At 38.5% G+C, this 21,447-nt stretch carries 17 protein-coding genes; 10 read left to right on the top strand and 7 right to left on the bottom strand.

Translation table 11 applies throughout. The annotated features are described in order from the left end of the window. Positions 1-37: 37 nt before the first annotated feature. From AVFI_RS03490 to metN, 3 genes are read right to left on the bottom strand one after another with little or no spacing between them, the layout of a single operon-like run. Positions 38-853 (bottom strand): MetQ/NlpA family lipoprotein, encoded by an 816-nt coding sequence (locus tag AVFI_RS03490; RefSeq protein ID WP_188863808.1) that lies wholly within the window; start codon positions 851-853, stop codon positions 38-40. Positions 854-891: 38 nt separating this feature from the next. Next, entirely contained in the window at positions 892-1,569 is a 678-nt protein-coding gene (locus AVFI_RS03495; protein WP_005418046.1) for a methionine ABC transporter permease, read from the bottom strand. After that, positions 1,559-2,593, bottom strand: coding sequence for a methionine ABC transporter ATP-binding protein MetN (metN, locus tag AVFI_RS03500; protein WP_054776032.1), 1,035 nt, complete (start codon positions 2,591-2,593; stop codon positions 1,559-1,561). The genes AVFI_RS03495 and metN overlap by 11 nt, the downstream gene beginning before the upstream one ends. Positions 2,594-2,816: 223 nt before the next feature. Between metN and gmhB the strand changes: the two genes are divergently transcribed. The 8 genes from gmhB to AVFI_RS03540 all read left to right on the top strand — a co-directional run bounded on the left by gmhB (position 2,817) and on the right by AVFI_RS03540 (position 10,465). Then, on the top strand, positions 2,817-3,368 hold the full coding sequence (gmhB, locus tag AVFI_RS03505; protein WP_054776033.1) for a D-glycero-beta-D-manno-heptose 1,7-bisphosphate 7-phosphatase: 552 nt from the start codon (positions 2,817-2,819) through the stop codon (positions 3,366-3,368). Positions 3,369-3,584: 216 nt separating this feature from the next. Continuing rightward, the gene (locus AVFI_RS03510) at positions 3,585-3,752 is read left to right on the top strand and encodes a hypothetical protein (RefSeq protein WP_012533973.1); all 168 of its coding nucleotides are present in this window, start codon (positions 3,585-3,587) and stop codon (positions 3,750-3,752) included. 293 nt (positions 3,753-4,045) lie between these two features. After that, complete coding sequence (locus tag AVFI_RS03515; protein WP_054776034.1) at positions 4,046-5,074, top strand: ABC transporter permease subunit; 1,029 nt, start codon at positions 4,046-4,048, stop codon at positions 5,072-5,074. A gap of 2 nt (positions 5,075-5,076) precedes the next feature. Next, positions 5,077-6,129 (top strand): ABC transporter permease, encoded by a 1,053-nt coding sequence (locus AVFI_RS03520; protein ID WP_065595539.1) that lies wholly within the window; start codon positions 5,077-5,079, stop codon positions 6,127-6,129. 33 nt (positions 6,130-6,162) lie between these two features. Beyond that, complete coding sequence (locus AVFI_RS03525) at positions 6,163-8,001, top strand: extracellular solute-binding protein (protein WP_188863807.1); 1,839 nt, start codon at positions 6,163-6,165, stop codon at positions 7,999-8,001. 87 nt (positions 8,002-8,088) lie between these two features. Then, positions 8,089-9,093, top strand: coding sequence for an ABC transporter ATP-binding protein (locus AVFI_RS03530; RefSeq protein WP_012533920.1), 1,005 nt, complete (start codon positions 8,089-8,091; stop codon positions 9,091-9,093). After that, positions 9,090-10,058 carry an ABC transporter ATP-binding protein gene (locus tag AVFI_RS03535; RefSeq protein WP_069581210.1) on the top strand — a complete coding sequence of 323 codons (969 nt, stop codon included), beginning with the start codon at positions 9,090-9,092 and terminating at the stop codon, positions 10,056-10,058. Before AVFI_RS03530 ends, AVFI_RS03535 begins: the two co-directional genes overlap by 4 nt. A 77-nt stretch (positions 10,059-10,135) precedes the next feature. After that, complete coding sequence (locus AVFI_RS03540; RefSeq protein ID WP_012532970.1) at positions 10,136-10,465, top strand: MliC family protein; 330 nt, start codon at positions 10,136-10,138, stop codon at positions 10,463-10,465. Positions 10,466-10,558: 93 nt separating this feature from the next. Here the strand turns inward: AVFI_RS03540 and AVFI_RS03545 are convergent, their stop codons facing one another. Further along, positions 10,559-11,167: a YitT family protein gene (locus AVFI_RS03545; protein WP_012533228.1), complete on the bottom strand. Its 609-nt coding sequence runs from the start codon at positions 11,165-11,167 to the stop codon at positions 10,559-10,561. A 399-nt stretch (positions 11,168-11,566) separates the two neighbouring features. Between AVFI_RS03545 and glyA the strand changes: the two genes are divergently transcribed. Next, positions 11,567-12,817, top strand: coding sequence for a serine hydroxymethyltransferase (gene glyA, locus AVFI_RS03550; RefSeq protein WP_188863806.1), 1,251 nt, complete (start codon positions 11,567-11,569; stop codon positions 12,815-12,817). Between the two features lie 54 nt (positions 12,818-12,871). Here glyA and AVFI_RS03555 read toward each other — a convergent pair. Further along, a protein-coding gene (locus tag AVFI_RS03555) for an IS3 family transposase (protein ID WP_408580437.1) occupies positions 12,872-14,100 on the bottom strand; the annotation gives its coding sequence in 2 pieces (ribosomal slippage) (positions 12,872-13,737 and positions 13,737-14,100; 1,230 coding nt in all). A gap of 332 nt (positions 14,101-14,432) precedes the next feature. On the opposite strand from AVFI_RS03555, the gene AVFI_RS03560 reads away from it, so the two are divergent. Then, positions 14,433-18,836 (top strand): SslE/AcfD family lipoprotein zinc metalloprotease, encoded by a 4,404-nt coding sequence (locus AVFI_RS03560; protein WP_199414904.1) that lies wholly within the window; start codon positions 14,433-14,435, stop codon positions 18,834-18,836. A gap of 103 nt (positions 18,837-18,939) precedes the next feature. Here AVFI_RS03560 and AVFI_RS03565 read toward each other — a convergent pair whose 3' ends face one another. Then, on the bottom strand, positions 18,940-19,266 hold the full coding sequence (locus tag AVFI_RS03565; protein WP_011261423.1) for a lipoprotein: 327 nt from the start codon (positions 19,264-19,266) through the stop codon (positions 18,940-18,942). A gap of 84 nt (positions 19,267-19,350) precedes the next feature. Beyond that, positions 19,351-21,339: a methyl-accepting chemotaxis protein gene (locus tag AVFI_RS03570; RefSeq protein WP_054775855.1), complete on the bottom strand. Its 1,989-nt coding sequence runs from the start codon at positions 21,337-21,339 to the stop codon at positions 19,351-19,353. Positions 21,340-21,447 lie beyond the last annotated feature (108 nt).

The raw sequence follows: 21,447 nt of genomic DNA on the forward strand, positions 1-21,447 counted from the left end.
TCAACCTTTTGTGGAATAACTTGTTAAAAGAAGGAGATTACCAACCTTTAACTACGCCACCTTTGAATGTTTTAAGAGCAGCTTGGTAAACTTCTTCAGATTGGTACGCTTTAACAAATGTTTTAACGTTTTCTGAGTTTACGTTGTCTGTGCGGCCAACGATTAGGTTTACGTATGGAGACTCTTTATCTTCTACAAAAATACCGTCTTTTTCTGGTACTAGGTTGATGCTACTTGCGTAAGTTGTGTTGATTACAGATAACGCTACATCATCAAGAGAACGAGGCAATTGAGCTGCATCTAATTCAACAATAGTGATGTTTTTAGGGTTAGCCGTAATATCACGAACCGTTGCTGCAAGGCCTGCATCTTCACGAAGAGTAATTAACCCTTGTTGTTGAAGAAGAAGTAGAGAACGACCTAGGTTGGTTGGATCGTTTGGTACGGCGATACGTGCGCCATCTTCAATTTGGTCAACTGATGTTACTTGTTTAGAGTAGCCAGCAATTGGGTATACAAAAGAGTTACCTGCAATTTCAATTTTGTAACCACGATCAGCAACTTGTTGATCTAGGTATGGTTTGTGTTGGAATGCGTTTAGGTCAATAGAACCATCATCCAATGCTGCGTTTGGTGTTACATAATCTGTAAAAGTAACAAGTTCAACATCAAGACCGTATTGTTCTTTTGCTACTTTAGCTGCAACTTCAGCAACTTGTGCTTCTGCACCCGCCATTACGCCTACTTTAATTGAATTTGTTTTTGCTTTTGCTTCTTCTTGTCCACAACCCGTAAGGATAAGTGTTGATGCTAGGCCAGCAACAGCAGCCAGTTTTTTCAGATTCAATTTCATTATTTACTCCTTAAAAATGAATTCCATATTAAATAAAATTAACGGTGATCGACTTTTTTAACTAAAGCATCACCAACAGATTGAATGATTTGAACCAAAACAATCAGCATAACAACGGTCACTGCCATGATAGTTAAATCATAACGGTGGAAACCATATCGAATAGCAACATCACCTAAACCACCGCCGCCAACAGTACCTGCCATTGCAGAATAGCTAACTAGTGTGACTAGTGTGATAGTAACTGAGTTTAAAATAGTTGGTAGTGCTTCTGGAAGCAGTACTTTTGTAATGATTTGCAGTGGTGTTGCGCCCATTGATTGTGCCGCTTCAACCAGACCACTTGGTACTTCGATTAACGCACCTTCAATTAAACGAGCAACAAATGGAATCGCCCCAATGGTTAGTGGAACGATAGCTGCTGTAGTGCCAATAAAGCTACCAACAATCAGTTTTGTTACAGGGATAATTGCAACCATTAAAACCAAGAAAGGTACAGAACGTCCTACGTTTACAATCGCACCAAGTACGCTATTAAACGCGGTGTTTTCCATTAGACCACCTTTTTTAGTGATATGAAGAACAACACCAAGAGGGATACCAATAGCAAAGCCAACGATACCAGCAACCGCAACCATATATAGGGTTTCGCCAGTTGCGTTTAATAATAACTTGCTGTTTAAATCAAGCCATGCAGAAATCACATCAAACGACATAACCTAACACCTCTACTTTTACATGATGATTACGTAAGAACTCAATTGCTTTTTGAGTTGATTCTTGATTACCAAATACTTCAGCAAGCATTAAACCAAATTTAACACCACCAGCGTAATCAATATCAGAGCTTAAGATACTAATATCAATATCAAATTCGCGAGATATTTGACTGATAACAGGAGCATCAACCGTTGAGCCTGTAAATTCTAAACGAATAAGAGGGTAACTACCTTCAGCATAAGTATCTTTCAAACGGGCTTTGAAATCTTCAGGGATTGATAGATCTAATGTTGCACGAATAAATTCTTGAGCTAGTGCTGTTTTTGGATGCGCAAAAATGTCACTAACAGCTCCTTTCTCAACCAATTCTCCACCACCGATAATTGCTACTTCATGACAGATGTTTTTTACCACTTCCATTTCATGGGTAATGATAAGAATAGTAATGCTTAATTTACGGTTTAGATCTTTAATCAGTTCTAGAATTGATTTTGTTGTTGCAGGATCAAGGGCGCTAGTTGCTTCATCACACAGTAACACTTTTGGATCCGTTGAAAGTGCACGAGCGATAGCAACACGTTGTTTCTGACCACCACTAAGGTTTGCAGGATAAGTATGGTGTTTATCTGCTAAGCCAACTAAATCTAATAATTCAGTTACTTTCTTTTGAATTTCTTGTTTTGATTTACCAGCAAGCTCTAATGGTAAAGCAACGTTATCAAATACAGTTCGTGATGCTAAAAGGTTAAAGTGCTGGAAGATCATCCCAATATTACGACGAGCTTTACTTAACTCACTAGAAGAGAGTTTCGTTAAATCTACACCATCGACAATCACTTCACCATCAGTTGGTCTTTCTAGCATGTTTACACAGCGTATCAGTGTGCTTTTCCCTGCACCCGATGAGCCAATCACACCAAAGATGGTGCCTTGAGCAATACGAAGATTAATATCTTTAAGAGCATTAATTTCCTTTGCTCCTTGATAAAAAATCTTATTAACACGGTTTATTTCAATCATGATTCGCCTTGAACTGCATTTCGTAAAAAGATAGTTAACAAAGGTTACAAAACCTGAGCAATCTCTCATTTTTTATGTTTTACTGATGCTATTTCGGATACTGATTTAAGTCAATAGATATTTTTACGTCTAGACGTCTAAACGCATAAAATAAGGTGTCAATAAGTAAAAAGCATGAGATAATTTTTAGTATTAATCGATTTGATTCATAGAGGGTGTCACCTTGTCCAAACCAGCGGTATTTATTGATAGAGATGGCGTGATCAACGTTGATCGCGGATATGTTCATAAACGCGATGACTTTGAATACATTGATGGTGTATTTGAGGCTACGAAAAAACTCAAAGAAATGGGTTACCTATTAGTATTGGTAACTAACCAGTCAGGTATTGCTCGCGGTATGTTCACTGAAGATCAATTTGAAATCCTTACTGAATGGATGGATTGGAACTTTGCTGATAATGGCGTTGACTTTGATGGTATTTATTACTGTCCTCACCACCCTGAAGCGACTGTTGAAAAATACAAAGAAGCATGTGACTGCCGTAAACCAAATCCGGGTATGTTGGTTTCTGCACAACGTTTCTTAGATATCGACATGGAAAATTCAATCATGATCGGTGATAAGAAAGAAGACATGATGGCAGCGCAAGCGGCTGGTGTTGGTACTCGTATTTTAGTTCGAACTGGTAAGCCAGTAACTGAAGAAGGTGAAGCATTAGCAACAACAGTTCTTGATAGTGTTGCGGATGTACCAAAGTTCTTGTCTGCTTAGCTAGATTCGTTAAAGAGAATATAAATGAAACGCCTATAGAGAAATCTGTGGGCGTTTTTTTTATGTGTTAACAATGAATATGTTAGCGGACTTTTTCTTTCTGTCTTATTTTTAAGATGAGAAAAGTGTATCTTTATTAGGCAAATTTACCTAGAGTTGAGTATATAGATGGATTTTAAGTGATCTGATTAAGGATTACAGATGAAGGTGGTCGTTATGAATAAGCTTGATAAAGGTAAGAGTTTGCTTTTAGACAAAGAGCAACCGAAAGCATTATGCCATCAAAAAGCTCCTGTAGATGAAACGGTTAACACGTGGGATCTACTTACGGATGAACAACAACAAGATATACTTTCTCATTTAAGTGAAATTCCTTTTCAGTAACAACCTCGTTTAAAAACTCTCTTTTTATCAGTAGATAATTTAATCCAATGAGGTTTAATTTGTGACACTTTCATAACAATTGTGTCAAAAACTCGCCTTTTACTTTCTAATCCCCGCGCTATTCTGCAAACTGTTAACTCAATTACATTATCAATGGTTGTCTTTGTAGTTACTTAACTATTGAACTAACTTAATAAAATTATTATAAAAATAAATACAGTTTGGGCTAGAAATATAGCCTAACTCGTATAACGACAACGGAGTTTGTCGAAGGACATGGAGTACTGTCACGGATGATATCTTACCTACTTAGGCGACTTTTATTAGTTGTTCCTACCTTTATCGGTATTACTTTACTTATTTTTGCTCTTACTCGATTTGTTCCGGGTGGGCCAGTAGAGCGTATGCTGCTAAGTCTACAAATGCAGGGTGCTTCAGAAACGGGCGGCACAAGCAGTGTTACCGATGGTAATAACGCCTTATCGGAAGAGCAGATTGAAGAACTGAATGCTTTTTATGGCTTAGATAAGCCGGTGTTTGAAGCGTATTATGATTGGTTAACTAAGTTGGTTGTTTTAGATTTGGGTGAGTCCACTCGTTATTATGAACCTGTTTGGGACATGATAGCCGAACGTTTACCTGTTTCTCTCTTTTATGGAGGGATGACGTTTTTGCTCAGTTATCTCATATCCATTCCGCTTGGCTACTTAAAAGCGCTAAAACATGGTTCTATCTTAGATTCAACCTCGTCAATTGCCATCTTTGTTGGTTTTGCTTTACCCGGTTATGTCATTGGGGTCTTTTTGATTAGCTTGTTTAGTTATCAATTAGAGTGGTTTCCAATGGGCGGTTTTATTAGTGATGACTTTGATGATTTTGGTGCGTTTGAACAGATCAAAGACATCATGTGGCATGCCATTCTTCCTCTATTTTGTTATTTGATCGGTGACTTTGCACTACTTACCATGACGATGAAAAATAATTTAATGGAGAACTTAGCGTCTGATTATGTTCGTACCGCGATTGCTAAAGGGTTGCCATTTAGAAAAGCGGTTCGTAAACACGCATTGCGTAATAGCTTAATTCCTGTTGCGAGTCATTTTGGTAATTCGTTAATGTTCTTTATGACGGGATCATTCTTAATTGAGGTTATTTTTAATATTGATGGCATTGGATTGCTTGGATACGAAGCCATTATGGAGCGTGATTACCCTGTGGTGATGGGGTTGTTTGCGATTAATGCCATGATGTTAATGATAGGCAATATTTTGTCTGATGTGTGTGTTGCTGTGGTGGATCCACGCGTGAATTTTGGAGCCTAGTTATGACATTATCATTCAATTTAAGTCCATTAACGCAAAAGAAAATCCAACGTTTTAAAGGGATCAAAAGAGGTTATTGGTCATTCTTAATTTTATCGGCTTTATTGGTTCTTTCTATTTTTGCAGAGATGTTTGTTAATAGCCGTGCTTTATTGGTGAGTTATCAAGGTGAATGGCATTTTCCAACTTATACAGATATGAAGCCGGGAAATACCTTTGGTCTTGATTATGTCCATGAGACCAACTATCGAGATTTGAAAGTTAAATTTGAACAAGAGGGGAAAGGGAATTTCGTTATCATGCCCATTATTCCTTGGAACCCTTATGAACAGGATTTTTCAGGGGATTTTCCTCCTACTGAGCCCAGTTTTGAAGGACAACATTATTTAGGCACCGATACGATTGGTCGAGATATTGTGTCTCGCTTGGTTTATGGCTTTCGGATTGCTATGGGCTTTGCTTTAATTACCTTGGCAATATCTTACGCCATCGGTGTTTCTGTTGGTTGTGCAATGGGGTTCTTTGGTGGGAAGTTTGATTTGTTTTTTCAACGTTTTATCGAAATTTGGTCTATGGTGCCTTTCTTATATGTCATCATGATTTTAGTCTCCATCATGAAGCCAAGTTTTATGCTTTTTACCTTAATCAATGTCATGTTTGGCTGGATGGGGATGACATGGTATATGCGAACCATGACTTATAAAGAGAAAGCTCGGGAATACGTCATGGCCGCTAAAGCATTAGGTGCATCAAATACACGAATTTTGTTTCACCATATCTTACCAAATACCATGGTAATGATTGTTACCTTAGCGCCATTTACCATTGTCGCCAATATCACTGCTCTTACTGCTTTGGATTATTTGGGACTAGGTTTAATGCCACCGACACCAAGTTGGGGAGAACTATTGCAACAAGGTAAATCAAATTTAGATTCACCATGGATAGCGAGCTCTGTTGTTACGGCAATTGTCACCGTATTAATTATGGTGACGTTTATTGGGGAAGGGATCCGTGAGGCGTTCGATCCGAAAAAACACACGAGATATGTTTAATACCAATCGAAAATAATAAGAAAGGAATCGATGATGAAAAAAGGACTGACAACATTAGCGGTATCAATCGCTGCATTATTCAGCTTTCAAACGTTATCTGCTGATTTACCCAACAATCTAGAGTGGGAAACGAATGATTCAGCACCGACATTTGCATCACCAAAAGCGACCTTTGGTGGGACGTTTCGAACCTATGCATTGAGCTTTCCTCAAACGTTTCGAACGGTAGGGCCGGACTCTAATGGCACCTTTCGTTCGTGGATATTACAAGCCAACTTACCGCCATTAATGAAACACCCAAACACCAATGAATGGTTGCCAGGATTAGCGCAATCTTGGGCGTTTGGTGATGATAATAAAACCGTTTATTTTAAGTTAAACCCTAAAGCAACATGGAGTGATGGCAAACCGGTAACAGCCGACGACTATCAGTTTATGCTTAAATTAATGCGTTCAAAAGATATTGTTGCTCCTTGGTATAACGACTTTTTTACCAATGAAATTGCAGATGTGATCTCTTTTGATAAACATACGATAGCGGTCGTTTCTGCAAAAGCCCGTAACCGAGATGAATTAATTGAATATACAAACTTAATGCCACGTCCAGCCCATTTTTATGGCAAGCCGAAAGTCGATAAAAATAACGACGGTATTGATGATAAGTTTGTTCGTAAATACAACTTCAAACCAGAGCCGGTGACTGGGCCTTATTACATCGACAAGATTAAAAAAGGCAAAAACATTGCGTTTAAACACGTCGGTGAGGATTGGTGGGGTTATGAAAATAAATACAATCAACACCGTTTTAATGTCGAAAAAATTAATATTAAAGTGATCCGTGATGCGGATATTGCCCTTAAACATTTTGAAAAAGGCAATTTAGATTCGTTTGATTTAGTGCGACCTGATTTGTGGCATGAGAAATCGGATGGTAAAAATTATCAGAATGGCTACATACAAAAAGCATGGGTATATAACCAAGCTGCGGTTGGAGCCGGGGGACTTTGGCTGAATACGGCAAAACCAATGCTAGATGATATTAATGTTCGTAAAGGCATTATGTTTGCGACCGACTTTGACATGATGATTGCTAAGGTTTTACGTAATGATTATTCACGTAAACCAAATGGTATGGGCTTTGGTCACCCGGGTTACGATAATACCGACATAAAAGCGCCTAAGTTTGATGCTAAAAAAGCCATTGAGTATTTTGAAAAGGCAGGGTTTAGCAAAGTAGGCTCTGACGGTATCCGTATCAATGATAAAGGGGAACGCTTGAGTTTTGCGGTTACCTATTCACAGCAGTCATTCACTCCTCGAGTTGCGGTATTAAAAGAACAGGCAAAATTAGCGGGTTTAGATTTTGAACTTAATCTGATTGATGGCTCTAGTATGTTTAAATACGTACTTGAGAAAAAACACGATATTTCTTTCCATAATATGGGCACAGGCGACATTCCTGCCTATTGGGAGTATTTCCATTCAGATAATGCCAATAAACCACAAACCAATCATTTCACCAACTTCACATCCCCAGAACTAGATGGGTTGATCGATTCATTTAAAAGTGAATTCGATATTGAGAAAAAACGGGCGCTTTCTCGTGAGATCCAACAAGTGATTGCCGATGCGAATGTTATTGTTCCTGGTTATATGGTGCCTTACGCTCGCGCTGGTTTTTGGCGTTGGATGAAGTTACCAGAGCAAATGGCCACTAAGCAGACCGGTTATCTGTTTCATGGTTGGGGTTTTGCTCAAACCTTCAGTACGTTCTGGATTGATGAAGAGATAAAGAAAGAAACAAAAGCGGCAATGAAGTCGGGTAAAACGTTTGAACCCGTTACGATTATCGATGATACCTATAAATTATAGAGATATCAGTACGTATTGATAGCCAGTAATAAAGACTAGGCGAGGGATCGCCTAGTGTAAATAATAATAAAAATAGCGAAGAAGCATATGGATAGAGAAATTGTTTTATCAGTGGAAAATGTAGTCACTGAATTTCAAACGGATGAGGGAACGGTGAGGGTGCTTGATGGTGTCAGTTTTCAAGTCCCAAAAGGAAAAACCATTGGCATTGTTGGTGAATCAGGATGTGGAAAAAGCGTTACCTCAATGTCGATTATGGGGTTATTGCCTAAACCTTATGGCAATGTCGTCAGTGGGCGGATCTTGTATGGAGATACGGATTTAATTCAACTAAGCCCTGATAAATTATATGAAATGCGCGGTAACCGTATCTCAATGATTTTTCAAGATCCAATGACAGCACTTAATCCTGTTCATACCATAGGGAAACAAATTAATGAGGTGTTAGAACTTCATCGTCCGGATTTTGATAAAAAGCAGCGCCTTGCTTATTCTTTAGAAATGCTTGAAAAAGTGGGGATCCCATCGCCTGAATCACGTCTTCATGAATACCCTCATAATTTATCTGGTGGTATGCGTCAACGAGTCATGATTGCGATAGCGTTGGCTTGTGAGCCTGATATCTTGATTTGTGATGAGCCAACAACTGCATTGGATGTCACGATTCAAGCACAAATTTTAGAGTTAATGAAAAAACTTCAAGATGAAACGGGTATGTCGATCATTTTTATTACCCATGATCTTGGCGTTGTCGCTGAAATTTGTGATGAAGTAGTGGTGATGTATGCAGGACGTGTCGCTGAACAAGCGGGGATCTTTGAATTATTTGATAACCCTAAACACCCTTATACACAAGGTTTGATGGCATCAATGCCGAGCTTACATTTAAAACCAAAAACCGAGTTGGATACCATTCCTGGAACCGTCCCTTCTTTAAATGAAATGCCTAGTGGTTGCCGTTTCTCAACGCGTTGTAAATACAAGCAGGACAAGTGCGAGGTAGAAGTGCCAGCCATGAATCAAGTCGGGGTATTACATCAAGTAAGTTGTCATTTTAGTGAAGCATTAATCAGTAATGAGGAGGCAAAATGAGTGAATTATTACGAGTTGATGATCTGAAATTACACTTTTATTCGGGAAAAGGGATTTTTAATAAAGGTTACGTCGTTCATGCTGTTGATGGGGTGTCATTAGGTGTGAATAAGGGGGAAACCTTAGGTTTAGTTGGTGAGTCTGGTTGCGGTAAAAGTACGTTAGGCCGTAGTTTACTTAAATTATTTGAACCAACAGTAGGACGTATCTTTTTTGAAGGAAAAGACATTACCCATTTGGGCAATAAAGAGATGCGCTCATTGCGCCAAGAAATGCAGATTATTTTTCAAGACCCAACCGAATCATTAAACCCTCGTCATACCATCGAAATGATCTTAGAAGAACCGTTTGTTATTCATGATGTAGGAACAAAAGAAGAGCGAAAGCAATGGGTCGAAGAGTTACTGATTAAAGTAGGATTACCACCAAGTGCTGCTACTCGATATCCTCATGAGTTTTCTGGTGGACAAAAACAACGTATTGGTATCGCTAGGGCAATAGCATTAAAACCTAAATTGATCGTGTGTGATGAATCGGTTTCGGCATTAGATGTTTCTGTTCAAGCGCAAATCGTTAACTTATTACTCGATTTACAAAAAGAGATGAATCTGGCGTTAATTTTTATTGCCCATGATTTATCGGTGGTCAAGCATATTTCAGATAAAGTGGCGGTGATGTATCTGGGTAAAATTGTTGAGTATGGGGATTCAGAGACGCTTTATCATTCACCTAAACACCCTTATACCAAGGCACTATTATCCGCTATTCCTGTATCTCATCCTAAATTTAGAGGGAAAGAAAGGATTATATTAAAAGGCGATGTACCTTCTCCAATTAATCCTCCAAAAGGGTGTCGTTTTTCAACACGTTGCCCACAGGCGGAAGAACAATGTTTTCGTGATGAGCCCAAAAGACAATTGCTTGATAATAATGCGCATGAAGTGGCTTGCCATTTATATAAATAAATATCTTTTTTGAAACATCTTAATGGCTCTGTTTTATCCTATAGTTACAAGGTTAGAATTAACATAGGTTTAAAAGAATGAAGAGATTATTGGTGTTGGCTATTTTTGGTGTGCTTGGTGGTTGTTCTTCAGTGACGGTTCCAGATATGGGGTCAGCGAAACCTGTGCATTATGAGTGTGAAGCAGGAAGAAATTTTGATATTACGTTCAATAATGATGATGCGTTGTTAAAGCTACCGAAAGAGGAATACGTATTAAAACGTGCGGTATCGGCATCAGGAATGAAGTATGTATTAAATGATGATATGCCCGATGTTAGCTCTGCAATTGTATTTCATGGAAAAGGCGATGAAGCCATTTTAGAGCTTGGTCGAGTCGTATTGAGAAACTGTACCGTTTCAAAATAATACTAATTTAAGTAAATAATCAGATATTTTGTAGAAAATAGATGAGATAAAAATGCCCATACATTCATTTGTATGGGCATTATTGTATTTAGCTTAAGAACCGTAGGTAACAATATAACGAGTTGGCTTGTGGTTCATTGCCAATACAATATTGAGAACAACAGCACCTAATACTGAAACGAAGAGTAACCATGGAGTGATAAAGAAAAACGAAGCCGTTAAAATACAGCAATCAATGGCCATTTGAACTTTACCTACAGAGATCCCGAATTTCTCCTGAATAAACAGACATAGCACATTGAAACCACCTAAACTTGAGCGGTGTCTAAATAGAATCAACATACCTAAACCCATCAATAACCCACCAGCAACGGCACAGTAAATATCATTGATATGATCCACTGAAATCATCATATTCAAATGATCAGTCATGATAGAAACAAGCGCCCCAGAAATTAAACTGGTTAATGCGAAACGTTTCCCAAAGCGTTGCCAAGCCAGAGCATAAAAAGGTAGGTTACATAGAAAATAAAGAATACCAAAGCTGATGCCACTCATTTGGCTAATTAATAAAGCTAATCCTGTTGTTCCGCCAGTCAGTAAATGTGCGGCTTGTAAAAAGAAAATCCCTTGTGATACTAAAAAAGTGCCTGTCAAAATAGCGATCACATCTTCTTTATGTGAATGTTTTATTTTTTCCACAGTGTGCAATACCTTGCGACGAACATAATAATGGTCGCTAGGATAGAGTGAATCGGAATTTATGCAATTAGCTAGGTGTAAATAAATAGAGGATTTGTAGTAAAGCCTTTACAGAGTGTAAAGCAGAAAAATTGACATATATAACAATATTAAAATGTCATATCTCTGTTTTCGTTCATGCAATTATTTGAATAACTAGTTATTTATATTGATGATTATGAATATATTTCATGTTGATAATGAGTAATCCGCAACAAAAATAACAAATTAATATGCAATTTAGGGTATCTGATCCAGATCAAATTATGTAGAATACATTGCAGTTGAGACTGGTGACGTAAACGTTTGCGTCATTGGGCTATTTTTGGGTTTTATATTTATCTGAGTCAGGAGATACAGATGCTTAAGCGTGATATGAACATTGCCGATTACGATGCAGACTTATTTGCAGCAATCCAGGAAGAAACAGTACGTCAAGAAGAGCATATCGAGCTGATTGCTTCTGAAAACTACACTAGCCCACGAGCAATGGAAGCTCAAGGTTCACAATTAACGAACAAATATGCTGAAGGTTACCCTGGCAAACGTTACTACGGTGGTTGTGAGTACGTAGATAAAGTTGAAACACTTGCTATTGAACGTGCATGTGAGCTGTTTGGTGCTGAGTACGCAAACGTACAGCCTCACTCTGGTTCACAAGCGAATAACGCAGTTTACATGGCACTGCTAAATGCGGGTGATACTGTATTAGGTATGAGCCTTGCTCATGGTGGTCACTTAACTCACGGTTCTCCAGTAAACTTCTCTGGTAAACTTTACAACATCATTCCTTACGGTATTGATGAAAATGGTCAAATTGACTATGAAGAAATGGAAGCATTAGCAGTAGAACATAAACCTAAGATGATCATCGGCGGTTTCTCTGCTTACTCTCAAGTATGTGATTGGGCACGTATGCGTGAAATCGCAGACAAAGTTGGCGCTTACTTCTTTGTAGATATGGCTCACGTAGCAGGTCTTATTGCTGCAGGTGTTTACCCTAACCCTGTGCCTCATGCTCACGTTGTAACAACAACGACACACAAAACACTGGCAGGTCCTCGTGGTGGTCTTATCCTTTCTAATGAAGGTGAAGATCTTTACAAGAAGTTAAACTCAGCAGTATTCCCTGGTGGTCAAGGTGGTCCTTTAATGCACGTTATCGCTGGTAAAGCCGTTGCATTTAAAGAAGCGCTTGAGCCTGAGTTCAAAGAATATCAAGCTCGTGTTGTTGCTAATGCAAAAGCAATGGTTGCTGAATTCTTAGCTCGTGGTTACAACATCGTTTCAGGTTCAACTGAGAACCACCTGTTCCTAGTTGATTTAATTGATAAAGATATTACGGGTAAAGAAGCGGATGCTGCACTAGGTTCTGCTAACATTACTGTAAATAAGAACTCAGTACCGAATGATCCTCGTAGCCCATTTGTTACTTCTGGTATTCGTATTGGTTCGCCTTCAATTACGCGTCGCGGTTTTACTGAAGAAGATGCGAAAAACCTTGCGGGCTGGATGTGTGACATTCTAGATAACATGGGTGATGAGTCTGTAATTGAAGCGACAAAAGCAAAAGTATTAGAAATCTGTAAGCGTCTACCAGTTTACGCTTAATTTTTTACTTTATTTGTCTCGTCCTAAAATACGTTGACGATTTTTAATTGAAAGCTAAGTGCGTACGCACTTGGCTTTTTTGTGTACTTGATTTGGTGTACTCATTCCCAAGCTTAAATGTGGCCGCATTTCATTATAAATAAAAATAGATTCTTCAACTAAATGCCTTAACTCCTCTAAATCTTTACAGTCATACAAAAGAAACTCTTGTTTAAGTATCCCATTTATTCGCTCTGCTAATGCATTTTGATAGCAATCATAACCATCCGTCATTGATGGCTTAATATCATTTTTATTCAATTTTTCCTGATAAACCTTTGAACAATACTGTAATCCTCGGTCTGAATGATGAATCGTACTCCTTTGATATTGACGGCTATCTATCGCCATATCAAGAGCTTTGACTACATCAGTAGCTTTCATTTCATCACTTAATTCATATCCCATTATCTTTCGACTATAAGCATCTGTTACTAAAGATAAATAATGAATACCTTTTTGTGATTGAACGTAAGTGATATCACTAACAAAAACCTCTTCAGATGCTTGAGGTGTTACTTCTTTAAGTAAATTAGGATGTTTTTTCATCCAATGCTTACTATAGGTAGTTTTTGTATAACTTCGTTTAGGTTTTACTAATAAGCACTCATTTCTTAAATAGGAAAAAAAGTTATCTCTGCCTAACTTTATGCCATGAGTGATGAATTTGGGCTTAAGTAAAAAATATAATTTTTTACCTCCAATACGAGGCATATATCGACGAATTTCTTGCACCATATTTTTAACCGGTGAAAGTTCAACGGCACGTTTCAGAGCTCTACGTTCTTGTTGGTATATACATTGTCTTGTAATGCCAAGTAGCTGACTAGCTCGCTCTAAGCTGATCATTTTCTGCTTTTGAAGACTTCTTGCTCCTTGGCAATATACTTTTTTCTAAGGCCTGCACCATGTTCTGCGTCCATGATATTCACTACTTCATTAAGTAATAAATTACGCATTCTTTCATCATCAAGCTCTCGCTCTAAACGTTTAATTTTTTGTGCAGGCGATTCTTTCGCTTTCGGGGATTTAGGCATAATAATCTTAGGTGATTGAGACCAGTCCATCTTACCGTGTTTTCTTAACCAAGTAAGTACGGTAGATCGACCTTGAATGCCATAAATGTTTTGAGCTTGCTTATAGGTCATATCGCCTTTTTCTATAGCGGCAACAAGCTGCAATTTAAAGCCTAATGAATAATCGCGTTGAGTTCGCTTATTCTTTGTTTTTTCTTGATTTGTCATATAAAAGTCCTAAATGTGTAAACACATTTCAGGACGAGACAATTAAAATGTTAAAGGCTAGCCTGTAATGGGCTAGCCTTTTTTATTGATAGTTTTAACTATTTCTTTTCTATACGATTATTTTGTATTTAATCAGTTATTGGTATGGTTTTTTACGTTAACAAGTGTGAAATAAAGTACAGATAAATAATGATAAATATGCAAAGTAATTTCTGTTTCATGATTTTAATTCTATTTCTGTATTATTTTTGAGAATAACTAAAAATAGTTGTGGTATGTTTCGATCTTAGTGAACTGAACGTTTAGTTTCAGCACTTCTAAAAGGTTGAATCATGAATAAAAAACTATTATTAGCGTCATTGATACCAATGCTGCTAGCTGGCTGTAATCAAGAGAGTATAGAGGTTGGTGGAGGAACGTCGACTAAACCTGAAACCATTCCGCCAACGGATATACTGCCGCCTGTCACTTATATAGGCAAGTTAACTGCTAGTGGCCAAGTTCTTAAAGGTGAGGTGAGTTGTGATGGTCAAACATTAACTGAAGGAACATTTGAGGTTAATCAGGGGCAAAGTTTTGATTGTCAATTGGGGGCTGTGCACCTTGGGTCTTTCATAGCTCCGTTTCCTGGGGTATCTCGCATAGCAAGTCCGTCAGATAAGGTTGAAAAATCATTTAATCTTTTAGAACAGTATGAGAATACTGAGCATGGTGAAAATGCTACTAAGATTTTGCAGGCTATTAACTCCTGTGATGATGATAATACTATATGTTTAACAGAATTTGACTCAATTGATATTGAAGAGATCTATTTGACGCTAGACAATAACACTGCGGTAAATGAGTTTGTTGAGCTAAAAAATAAACAAATTGAAAGTGAGGCCACCGATGAGGTAGATAAAGCACCGAGCTCACACGTCGATGCTAATGTGAAACCACAAGAGTCTGAGGGAGTAAAGCCGACTCTTGATGCCCCTTTTATTTCAGCAAGTGCTGAAGAAACATACGCCTATAAACCGAGTGTAGAAAATCAAGTATTGACGCTAGGTAAACTGACCGATGCGAACGGTAAGCCATTGGCTGGCGTGAGCTTCTTCTCTAATAACTCAAGAGGCGTAACTGCTTCGGATGGCTCTTTCGAATACCTTTGGGGTGATAAACTGACGTTTGGTATTGATACGTTTGAATTTGGAGCAGTGAAAGGGAATAAGTTATCGTATAAAATTACCGATGTGACGGACAATGCTGTAGCTAAAAATAACATTCAATCTCTTCTTGAACGCTATGGTGATATGAGTGGTGAGAGCCTTGTTATTAGCAAAAAAGTCATCGATGTGTTCTCTGAATACCCTAACGTGATTAATGAATTGATTAATCTTAGATTACCAAATGGCGGTCTGATTGAAGGGACGACGGATAAGTTCGTGCCTGATGAGTTTGATGGCCAATTTGAGTCAGGATTAACGTCAATTATTGATGCGAAACTTAACAATAATGCAAGTGCTTATCACATTAAGTCGCCTGCGGTCTATTCAACACTTAACAATGGCACATACGTTACGGACTCTCTTAAGACTATTTTTAATAACGTAGAAACGTTCCATGTCTTCCATGATAATCAAGGTGGCTATGGTGCGACTGGTTGGGCTCGTGGTAATCGCGCATTAAACCTTTCAAATCGTGCTTTTCCTGTAATGATGGATCGTAATGACATTAACCGATTAATTCCGTTTAATAGTGCTCAAGCTTGGACGCGAGAAGGTAAACCTTATATCGCAGAATATCCAGGTATAACAATGCCTAAAGTACCAACGGTTGAAGATGATATCGCAACTTATGGGTTACCTTTCGTGAGTGCTGGGGAGATCGGGAAGGGGAAAGTGGTTTTCATGGGTAACTCCATGTATCCATCAATCCTATCGTGCCCTGATAATTTTTGGGCAAATGGATGGAATGAAGTTCGCGTTAACGCACAATCAAAAGAATGTACATCGAACGTAACCGGATCTGATCCTCGTTCAGATCATGGGGATATGCAGCGATATTTTCTTAACTTGTTTGATTGGTTTAAGTCAGGCGGACGTCATAACGTTGCAACTAACATCGAGAAAGGTGTATTTGCCATGGCAAATAACGATGCGGGTTTACGTTATGATTTCTTTATTGATGAAACTTATGGGTTAAATGTTAGTGAGATTTCATCTGGAGGTTATTCATCATTAAATCCATCAACCACGCCAATTCTTATTCTTCAGGCTTACGGTATTCATGGTTCATTTAATAATAATTCTGCGGATTTAAATGATCCTAAATTAACCAAAGAGGATATCACGGCTCTTATTCATTACATAAATGAAGGTGGTAACGTTTTATTTATGGATGGTATTGATGTAAATAACCCTGAGCCGATAGCTCGATTAGCCGATGCGGCAGGTGTTTCACTTGGTGGGCCGAACGTTGCCAACATCACCCAAAGTAACTGTGATGCGGGTAATAAATATTGCAATAAGTCACCAGTGTTAAACCAAAAACAAGAAAAAGAAGTGGTCGTACTTCAGCGCTTTGATGATATCTCAGCGGGTAAACCGCCCTTTACGGTAAACAGTGATGGAACGGTTACATGGGCTTCTGCTGAAGACATGCTGAAAACCCCGTTCCATGTACCAACGTATAAGGTTACCAACAGCGATGGCAGTGAATCGACTCATCGAGCACTCATTCGAGTCAATAATGCAGAAGAGCGTGAAGCGGCATTTAAAGAGCTAGAGGTGGCCTTTCCTGGTACTCCACGTTGTACTCATGACTATGAATATGAGTTTAACTGTATAGAAGTGCGCTCTGGAACAGGTATCCCTGAGCGTGCATACGGTCGAGCGGATTTTGAACGTATTCAATTTGAAGTAAGCAGCATGGTTAAAGCGGCCAGTTTGGGTACGAACATGCAAGCGTTGGCGGATCATGAACTTTATTATCGTTCAGGGGGTAAGCAAGGTAAGCGCCTTCCAATCAATGAGTTAAATCAGACGTATGACAATATGTCGACGTGGTTATGGAACAATAACGATTACCACTATGATGCAGCTGTTGGCCAGGATGAACTTGGTTTTAAGCGCCTTGTTGAGTACATGAATTGTTATACTAACAATACTTATGGTGGTAATGCTGACTGTCCGGCGGATCTTAACACGACGCTAGTGGCTAATAACATGATCATTGGTGAAGGTGAATTGAAGGGCTTCATGAACCCAAGTTACCCTTTAAACTACCAAGAAAAGCCATTAACACGCATCATGTTAGGACGCTCATTCTGGGATTACCGCATTAAAGTGGACACAACAAGTTACCCTACGCGTCCAGATAATAACGCGGTAACAACTACGACGGTTGATATTGAAACTGATGGCGTTGGCGTTTCTTTCTCAGCAAGCAATAATCAGTCGACCGGTATGTGGTTGCCACAACATGAGGTTGGTACGGTTACGGGCGATATTCCGGCGATAATCACAGTGATGTTTGCTGATGACTTAACGGGTCGCCCTCAGCATGAAACCAGTTTAAAACGTCCACCTCGTATGACGAAGACATTTAAACATGAAGCGGGGGCTACCACTAAAATCGACTCGCCTTATGGTGGTTTAGTGTACATTCAACCGTTAGATAAAAATGGCATCGTTCAATACATGCTTAGCGGTGTAATGGCTGCGCCTCTGTATAAAAATGGCGCTTGGGTTACAGAGCCTGCAAATAGTGGCGTAAAACTCGCTGAAATTGATACGGGATCATTCATCTATACGACACACGTGAATAACGTGAAAAACCTAACCAAGGCTGAGTTGGATACGTTCTCTGCTGAAATGAACCGTTTTGCCGATGCAGCAAGTGATTTTTACGGTCGTGATGAAGAGAGTGCTGATGGTAAACATCGTCGCTTTACTTATCCTGCTCTAAAAGAGTTCCGTCATCGCTTTGTTAATGATGTGCAGATCTCGATTGGTGCGGCTCACTCGGGTTATCCGGTAATGAGCAGTTCGTTTAATGTGAATGCAGAAACTATCCCAACTCAAGCTAAAAATGATTGGTTATTATGGCATGAGGTAGGTCATAACTTAGCGACTGCGCCATTTATGGCACCAGGAAGTACGGAAGTAACCAATAACCTTTTAGCCTTGTATATGCAAGAGCTTGAAGGTCGTAATGATAACCCTCGAATGGATCGAATTATCTTTGATATTAAGAAAGCGCCATTATGGTTAAGCAGTAATATGGATGGAGATAAAGGGCACGCTTGGGCAAATGGCAATGCGGGCATGCGCCTTGTGATGTTTGGTCAATTAAAAGTTTGGGCAGAATCTCATTTTGCGATCGATGCATGGAATACGAAAGCTAATGTAGAAAAGTCGTCTGTTTATGGTGCCGACGAAGGTTGGAACATGATCAAGCTAATGCACCGTTTAGCTCGAGATAACAAGGATGCGATCGGTACGAACTACTGTAGCGCTTCTGATACTCAATTATCTGGTGGTGATTTGATGATGGTGTGTAGCTCTTATGTATCAGGCTATGATCTAAGTGATTTCTTCACACAATGGAATATGGGTGAATCGTCAACCACAACACCTGATGGTGAAGTGCTGTACTCTGGTGGTATCAGTGACGCTGGTTTAACTAAATTAGCGGAAATGAAACTTACTAAACCGGAAAACGGTCCACAAGCTATCAATGCATTACCTAACTAAGCTGAGTTAAGGTACACGTAATAAAAAAGCCCCCGAACTATCACGGTTCGGGGGCTTTTTATTGTCAGCTATTTAATTAAATAGAAACTGATTAAATTGGGTATTACTTGTTAATATTAATTAACGCGCCAGATTTACATTGGAAAGTGTAGTAGCGGCTAGTTTCGTTAAATTTACCTAGGCCTTCACCAGTACAGTAATCAACATTGATATCACGCATGATATCTAATGTTTTTTCATTATTCAGTTGGAATTTAGAACCATCGCTACATACGATACGAACACGGCCATCATCACTTACAGAATAAACTTTTACTTCTGTATTACACAGTTCAAAAGAGGCGTCTTGATAGTTATCTTGTTGTTTTGGTGCACTGCTACAACCGGCTAAAACAAGCGTAAATAGGCACGCTAAACTGATTTTTTTCATTGTGATAATTCCTTTAAACTAGACTATCTATTAAATATATCGTTTATACGCAATGAAAGCGAATTTCTGCTTAACAAATATGCATTAAACTCGAATTGTATTAATTTGAATACTTAACTCAGACATAGTTTGTTCAATATTGTACATTTCGCTCTCAAGATGCTGAATTAATTCATTTGTTCCATTAGCCAGTGAGGCAAGTTCATCAATATCAGCGTTAACAGAGTTTGCTGTTTCAGACTGCTCTAAGGTTGCAGTAGAAATACTGGTATTAAAACTGTCTATTTCTGTTACTGCAGAGTGCAGAGAATCAATATAACTAGAAGAATTAATTACGCTGTCTTGAGTCTTACTACTCAGTGTTTTACTTTCTTCCATTAAAATAAAAGATTGTTTTGCACTGTTTCCAATAGCATCAAGTAACTGGCGAATATCATTAGTCGCTTCTTGGCTGCGTTGAGCTAGTTTTCTCACTTCATCTGCGACAACGGCAAAACCTCGTCCTTGATCGCCTGCACGAGCGGCTTCGATTGCTGCATTTAATGCAAGTAAGTTGGTTTGTTCAGAGACTGCCGTTATCGTGTCTAAAATATCAGAAACATTGAGCGTTTCTTTTTCCAAATTTTGAACGTGCTCATGTGTGTTAATAATACTGTGATGTAAATCGTTTACAACGCGAGTCGTGATTTGAGTATGTTCTTTACAGTTAGTAGCGTTGGTTGTGGCTTGAGTCGTTGTTTCGTGAGCATTATTAGTTACTCCTGCAATTTCAGAACTGGTTTGAGCCATTTCAGTCATAGCAGTTGCAATACTATCGCAGTGACTTAACGTTGTTTGGCTTGATTGAGTCGCTCGCTTTAAATGATGGCTTAATTCATTCAATTCATCTTGTGTTTTGGATGCCACACTATGAGCTGCTCTTAGTGGTAAGGAAATACTTTCAATTAAAGAGTTAATATCCTTTGCTATATGATCAAATTCATTTTCATTATTGTCTTCAAGAGTCAGCGTGAGATCCTTTGTCGCAGACATTTCATTAATACGCTGACTGAATGATGTCATACGATTACTGATAGAGCGTGTTGTTAATAAACTAACTACAGCAATGGGAAGTATCAAACATACAGCAATAGCAATATAAATATTGCGAGTAAGTTTGGCAGCGTCCATATTATGTTTTGCAGCATCATTTAACTCTGTTGAGATGTTATCGGTTATTGCTTTTATTAAACCGATACGCTGAGTTGCTAGAGAGAACCATTCACTAGCATTAGGTCCATTAAGAGCATTTAAGTTATCTTTTTGAGATAAATATGATGCTTGAATATCAGAGACTTGCTTCCATGTTTTCGATTCAATTGTGGTGTTTAATGTTTTTGTAAAGCGGTTAGATAACACGGATTGAGCTTGTCGAATTGATAGGGATTCTGTTGAAATATAGCTATTTATATCTGTAAATTTATCTAAGCTTGACCTTTTTCCTGCAAATGCCCCATTAAGCGCACCTCGAACTTTCCCTGCCTCCTCTTTTACCTGTAACAGTGAAGAGAGACCAAGCATTTCATTACGAATAAATTGATCATCAATATTACCAATGATGATTGAGATTGAATCAAGAGAAAGTTGATTGAGTGTTGAATAATAGATAAACGGAGAATCTTGTATAGAGAGATTATCAACTTGCGAGCGGATAGTTGATTTATGATTGAGTTGCTGGATGATATCTGAAAGAAGAGCGTTGATTAACTGTTTGTCTAGGTAGAGAGGAGTAAAGCTTCGTAGGATTTGTTCTGCTTGGTCTGATTTCTGTCGTTGCGAGAGCAGCTTATCTTTTCCTGAACGCCCTTTCGAGGCGATAAAACCAGCGGTTAATCCGCGCTCAACTGCAAAGTTATGTGCCACATTATCTAAGGCATTAAAAAGGGTCACGGCTTCTAAAGAGTAATTGGCATCATAAACATTTTCATTTTCTTGCAGTAACAATTGAAATAAGAATGTTGAGATAATCAATGTCGGTAGAAGTGATATGATTAATAATCGATATTTTATACTTTTAAAGACAGACAAAATCATAGTTAACCTTTTAATTAATGTGGGTATATACATTTATCGGTTGCATTAATTGATACTTTAATAATTAAAACTGGGTTTTTCTTTTGGTTTAAACAGGAACTTAATGAA

The sequence above is a fragment of the Aliivibrio fischeri ATCC 7744 = JCM 18803 = DSM 507 genome, assembly GCF_023983475.1.
In the GTDB taxonomy this organism is placed as follows: domain Bacteria; phylum Pseudomonadota; class Gammaproteobacteria; order Enterobacterales; family Vibrionaceae; genus Aliivibrio; species Aliivibrio fischeri.

Bases quoted from the DNA above. Each gene is read 5' to 3' on its own strand.
- AVFI_RS03490 (WP_188863808.1), bottom strand. From the start codon at position 853: ATGAAATTGAATCTGAAAAAACTGGCTGCTGTTGCTGGCCTAGCATCA.
- AVFI_RS03495 (WP_005418046.1), bottom strand. From the start codon at position 1,569: ATGTCGTTTGATGTGATTTCTGCATGGCTTGATTTAAACAGCAAGTTA.
- metN (WP_054776032.1), bottom strand. From the start codon at position 2,593: ATGATTGAAATAAACCGTGTTAATAAGATTTTTTATCAAGGAGCAAAG.
- AVFI_RS03510 (WP_012533973.1), top strand. From the start codon at position 3,585: ATGAATAAGCTTGATAAAGGTAAGAGTTTGCTTTTAGACAAAGAGCAA.
- AVFI_RS03515 (WP_054776034.1), top strand. From the start codon at position 4,046: ATGATATCTTACCTACTTAGGCGACTTTTATTAGTTGTTCCTACCTTT.
- AVFI_RS03520 (WP_065595539.1), top strand. From the start codon at position 5,077: ATGACATTATCATTCAATTTAAGTCCATTAACGCAAAAGAAAATCCAA.
- AVFI_RS03525 (WP_188863807.1), top strand. From the start codon at position 6,163: ATGAAAAAAGGACTGACAACATTAGCGGTATCAATCGCTGCATTATTC.
- AVFI_RS03530 (WP_012533920.1), top strand. From the start codon at position 8,089: ATGGATAGAGAAATTGTTTTATCAGTGGAAAATGTAGTCACTGAATTT.
- AVFI_RS03535 (WP_069581210.1), top strand. From the start codon at position 9,090: ATGAGTGAATTATTACGAGTTGATGATCTGAAATTACACTTTTATTCG.
- AVFI_RS03540 (WP_012532970.1), top strand. From the start codon at position 10,136: ATGAAGAGATTATTGGTGTTGGCTATTTTTGGTGTGCTTGGTGGTTGT.
- glyA (WP_188863806.1), top strand. From the start codon at position 11,567: ATGCTTAAGCGTGATATGAACATTGCCGATTACGATGCAGACTTATTT.
- AVFI_RS03560 (WP_199414904.1), top strand. From the start codon at position 14,433: ATGAATAAAAAACTATTATTAGCGTCATTGATACCAATGCTGCTAGCT.
- AVFI_RS03565 (WP_011261423.1), bottom strand. From the start codon at position 19,266: ATGAAAAAAATCAGTTTAGCGTGCCTATTTACGCTTGTTTTAGCCGGT.
- AVFI_RS03570 (WP_054775855.1), bottom strand. From the start codon at position 21,339: ATGATTTTGTCTGTCTTTAAAAGTATAAAATATCGATTATTAATCATA.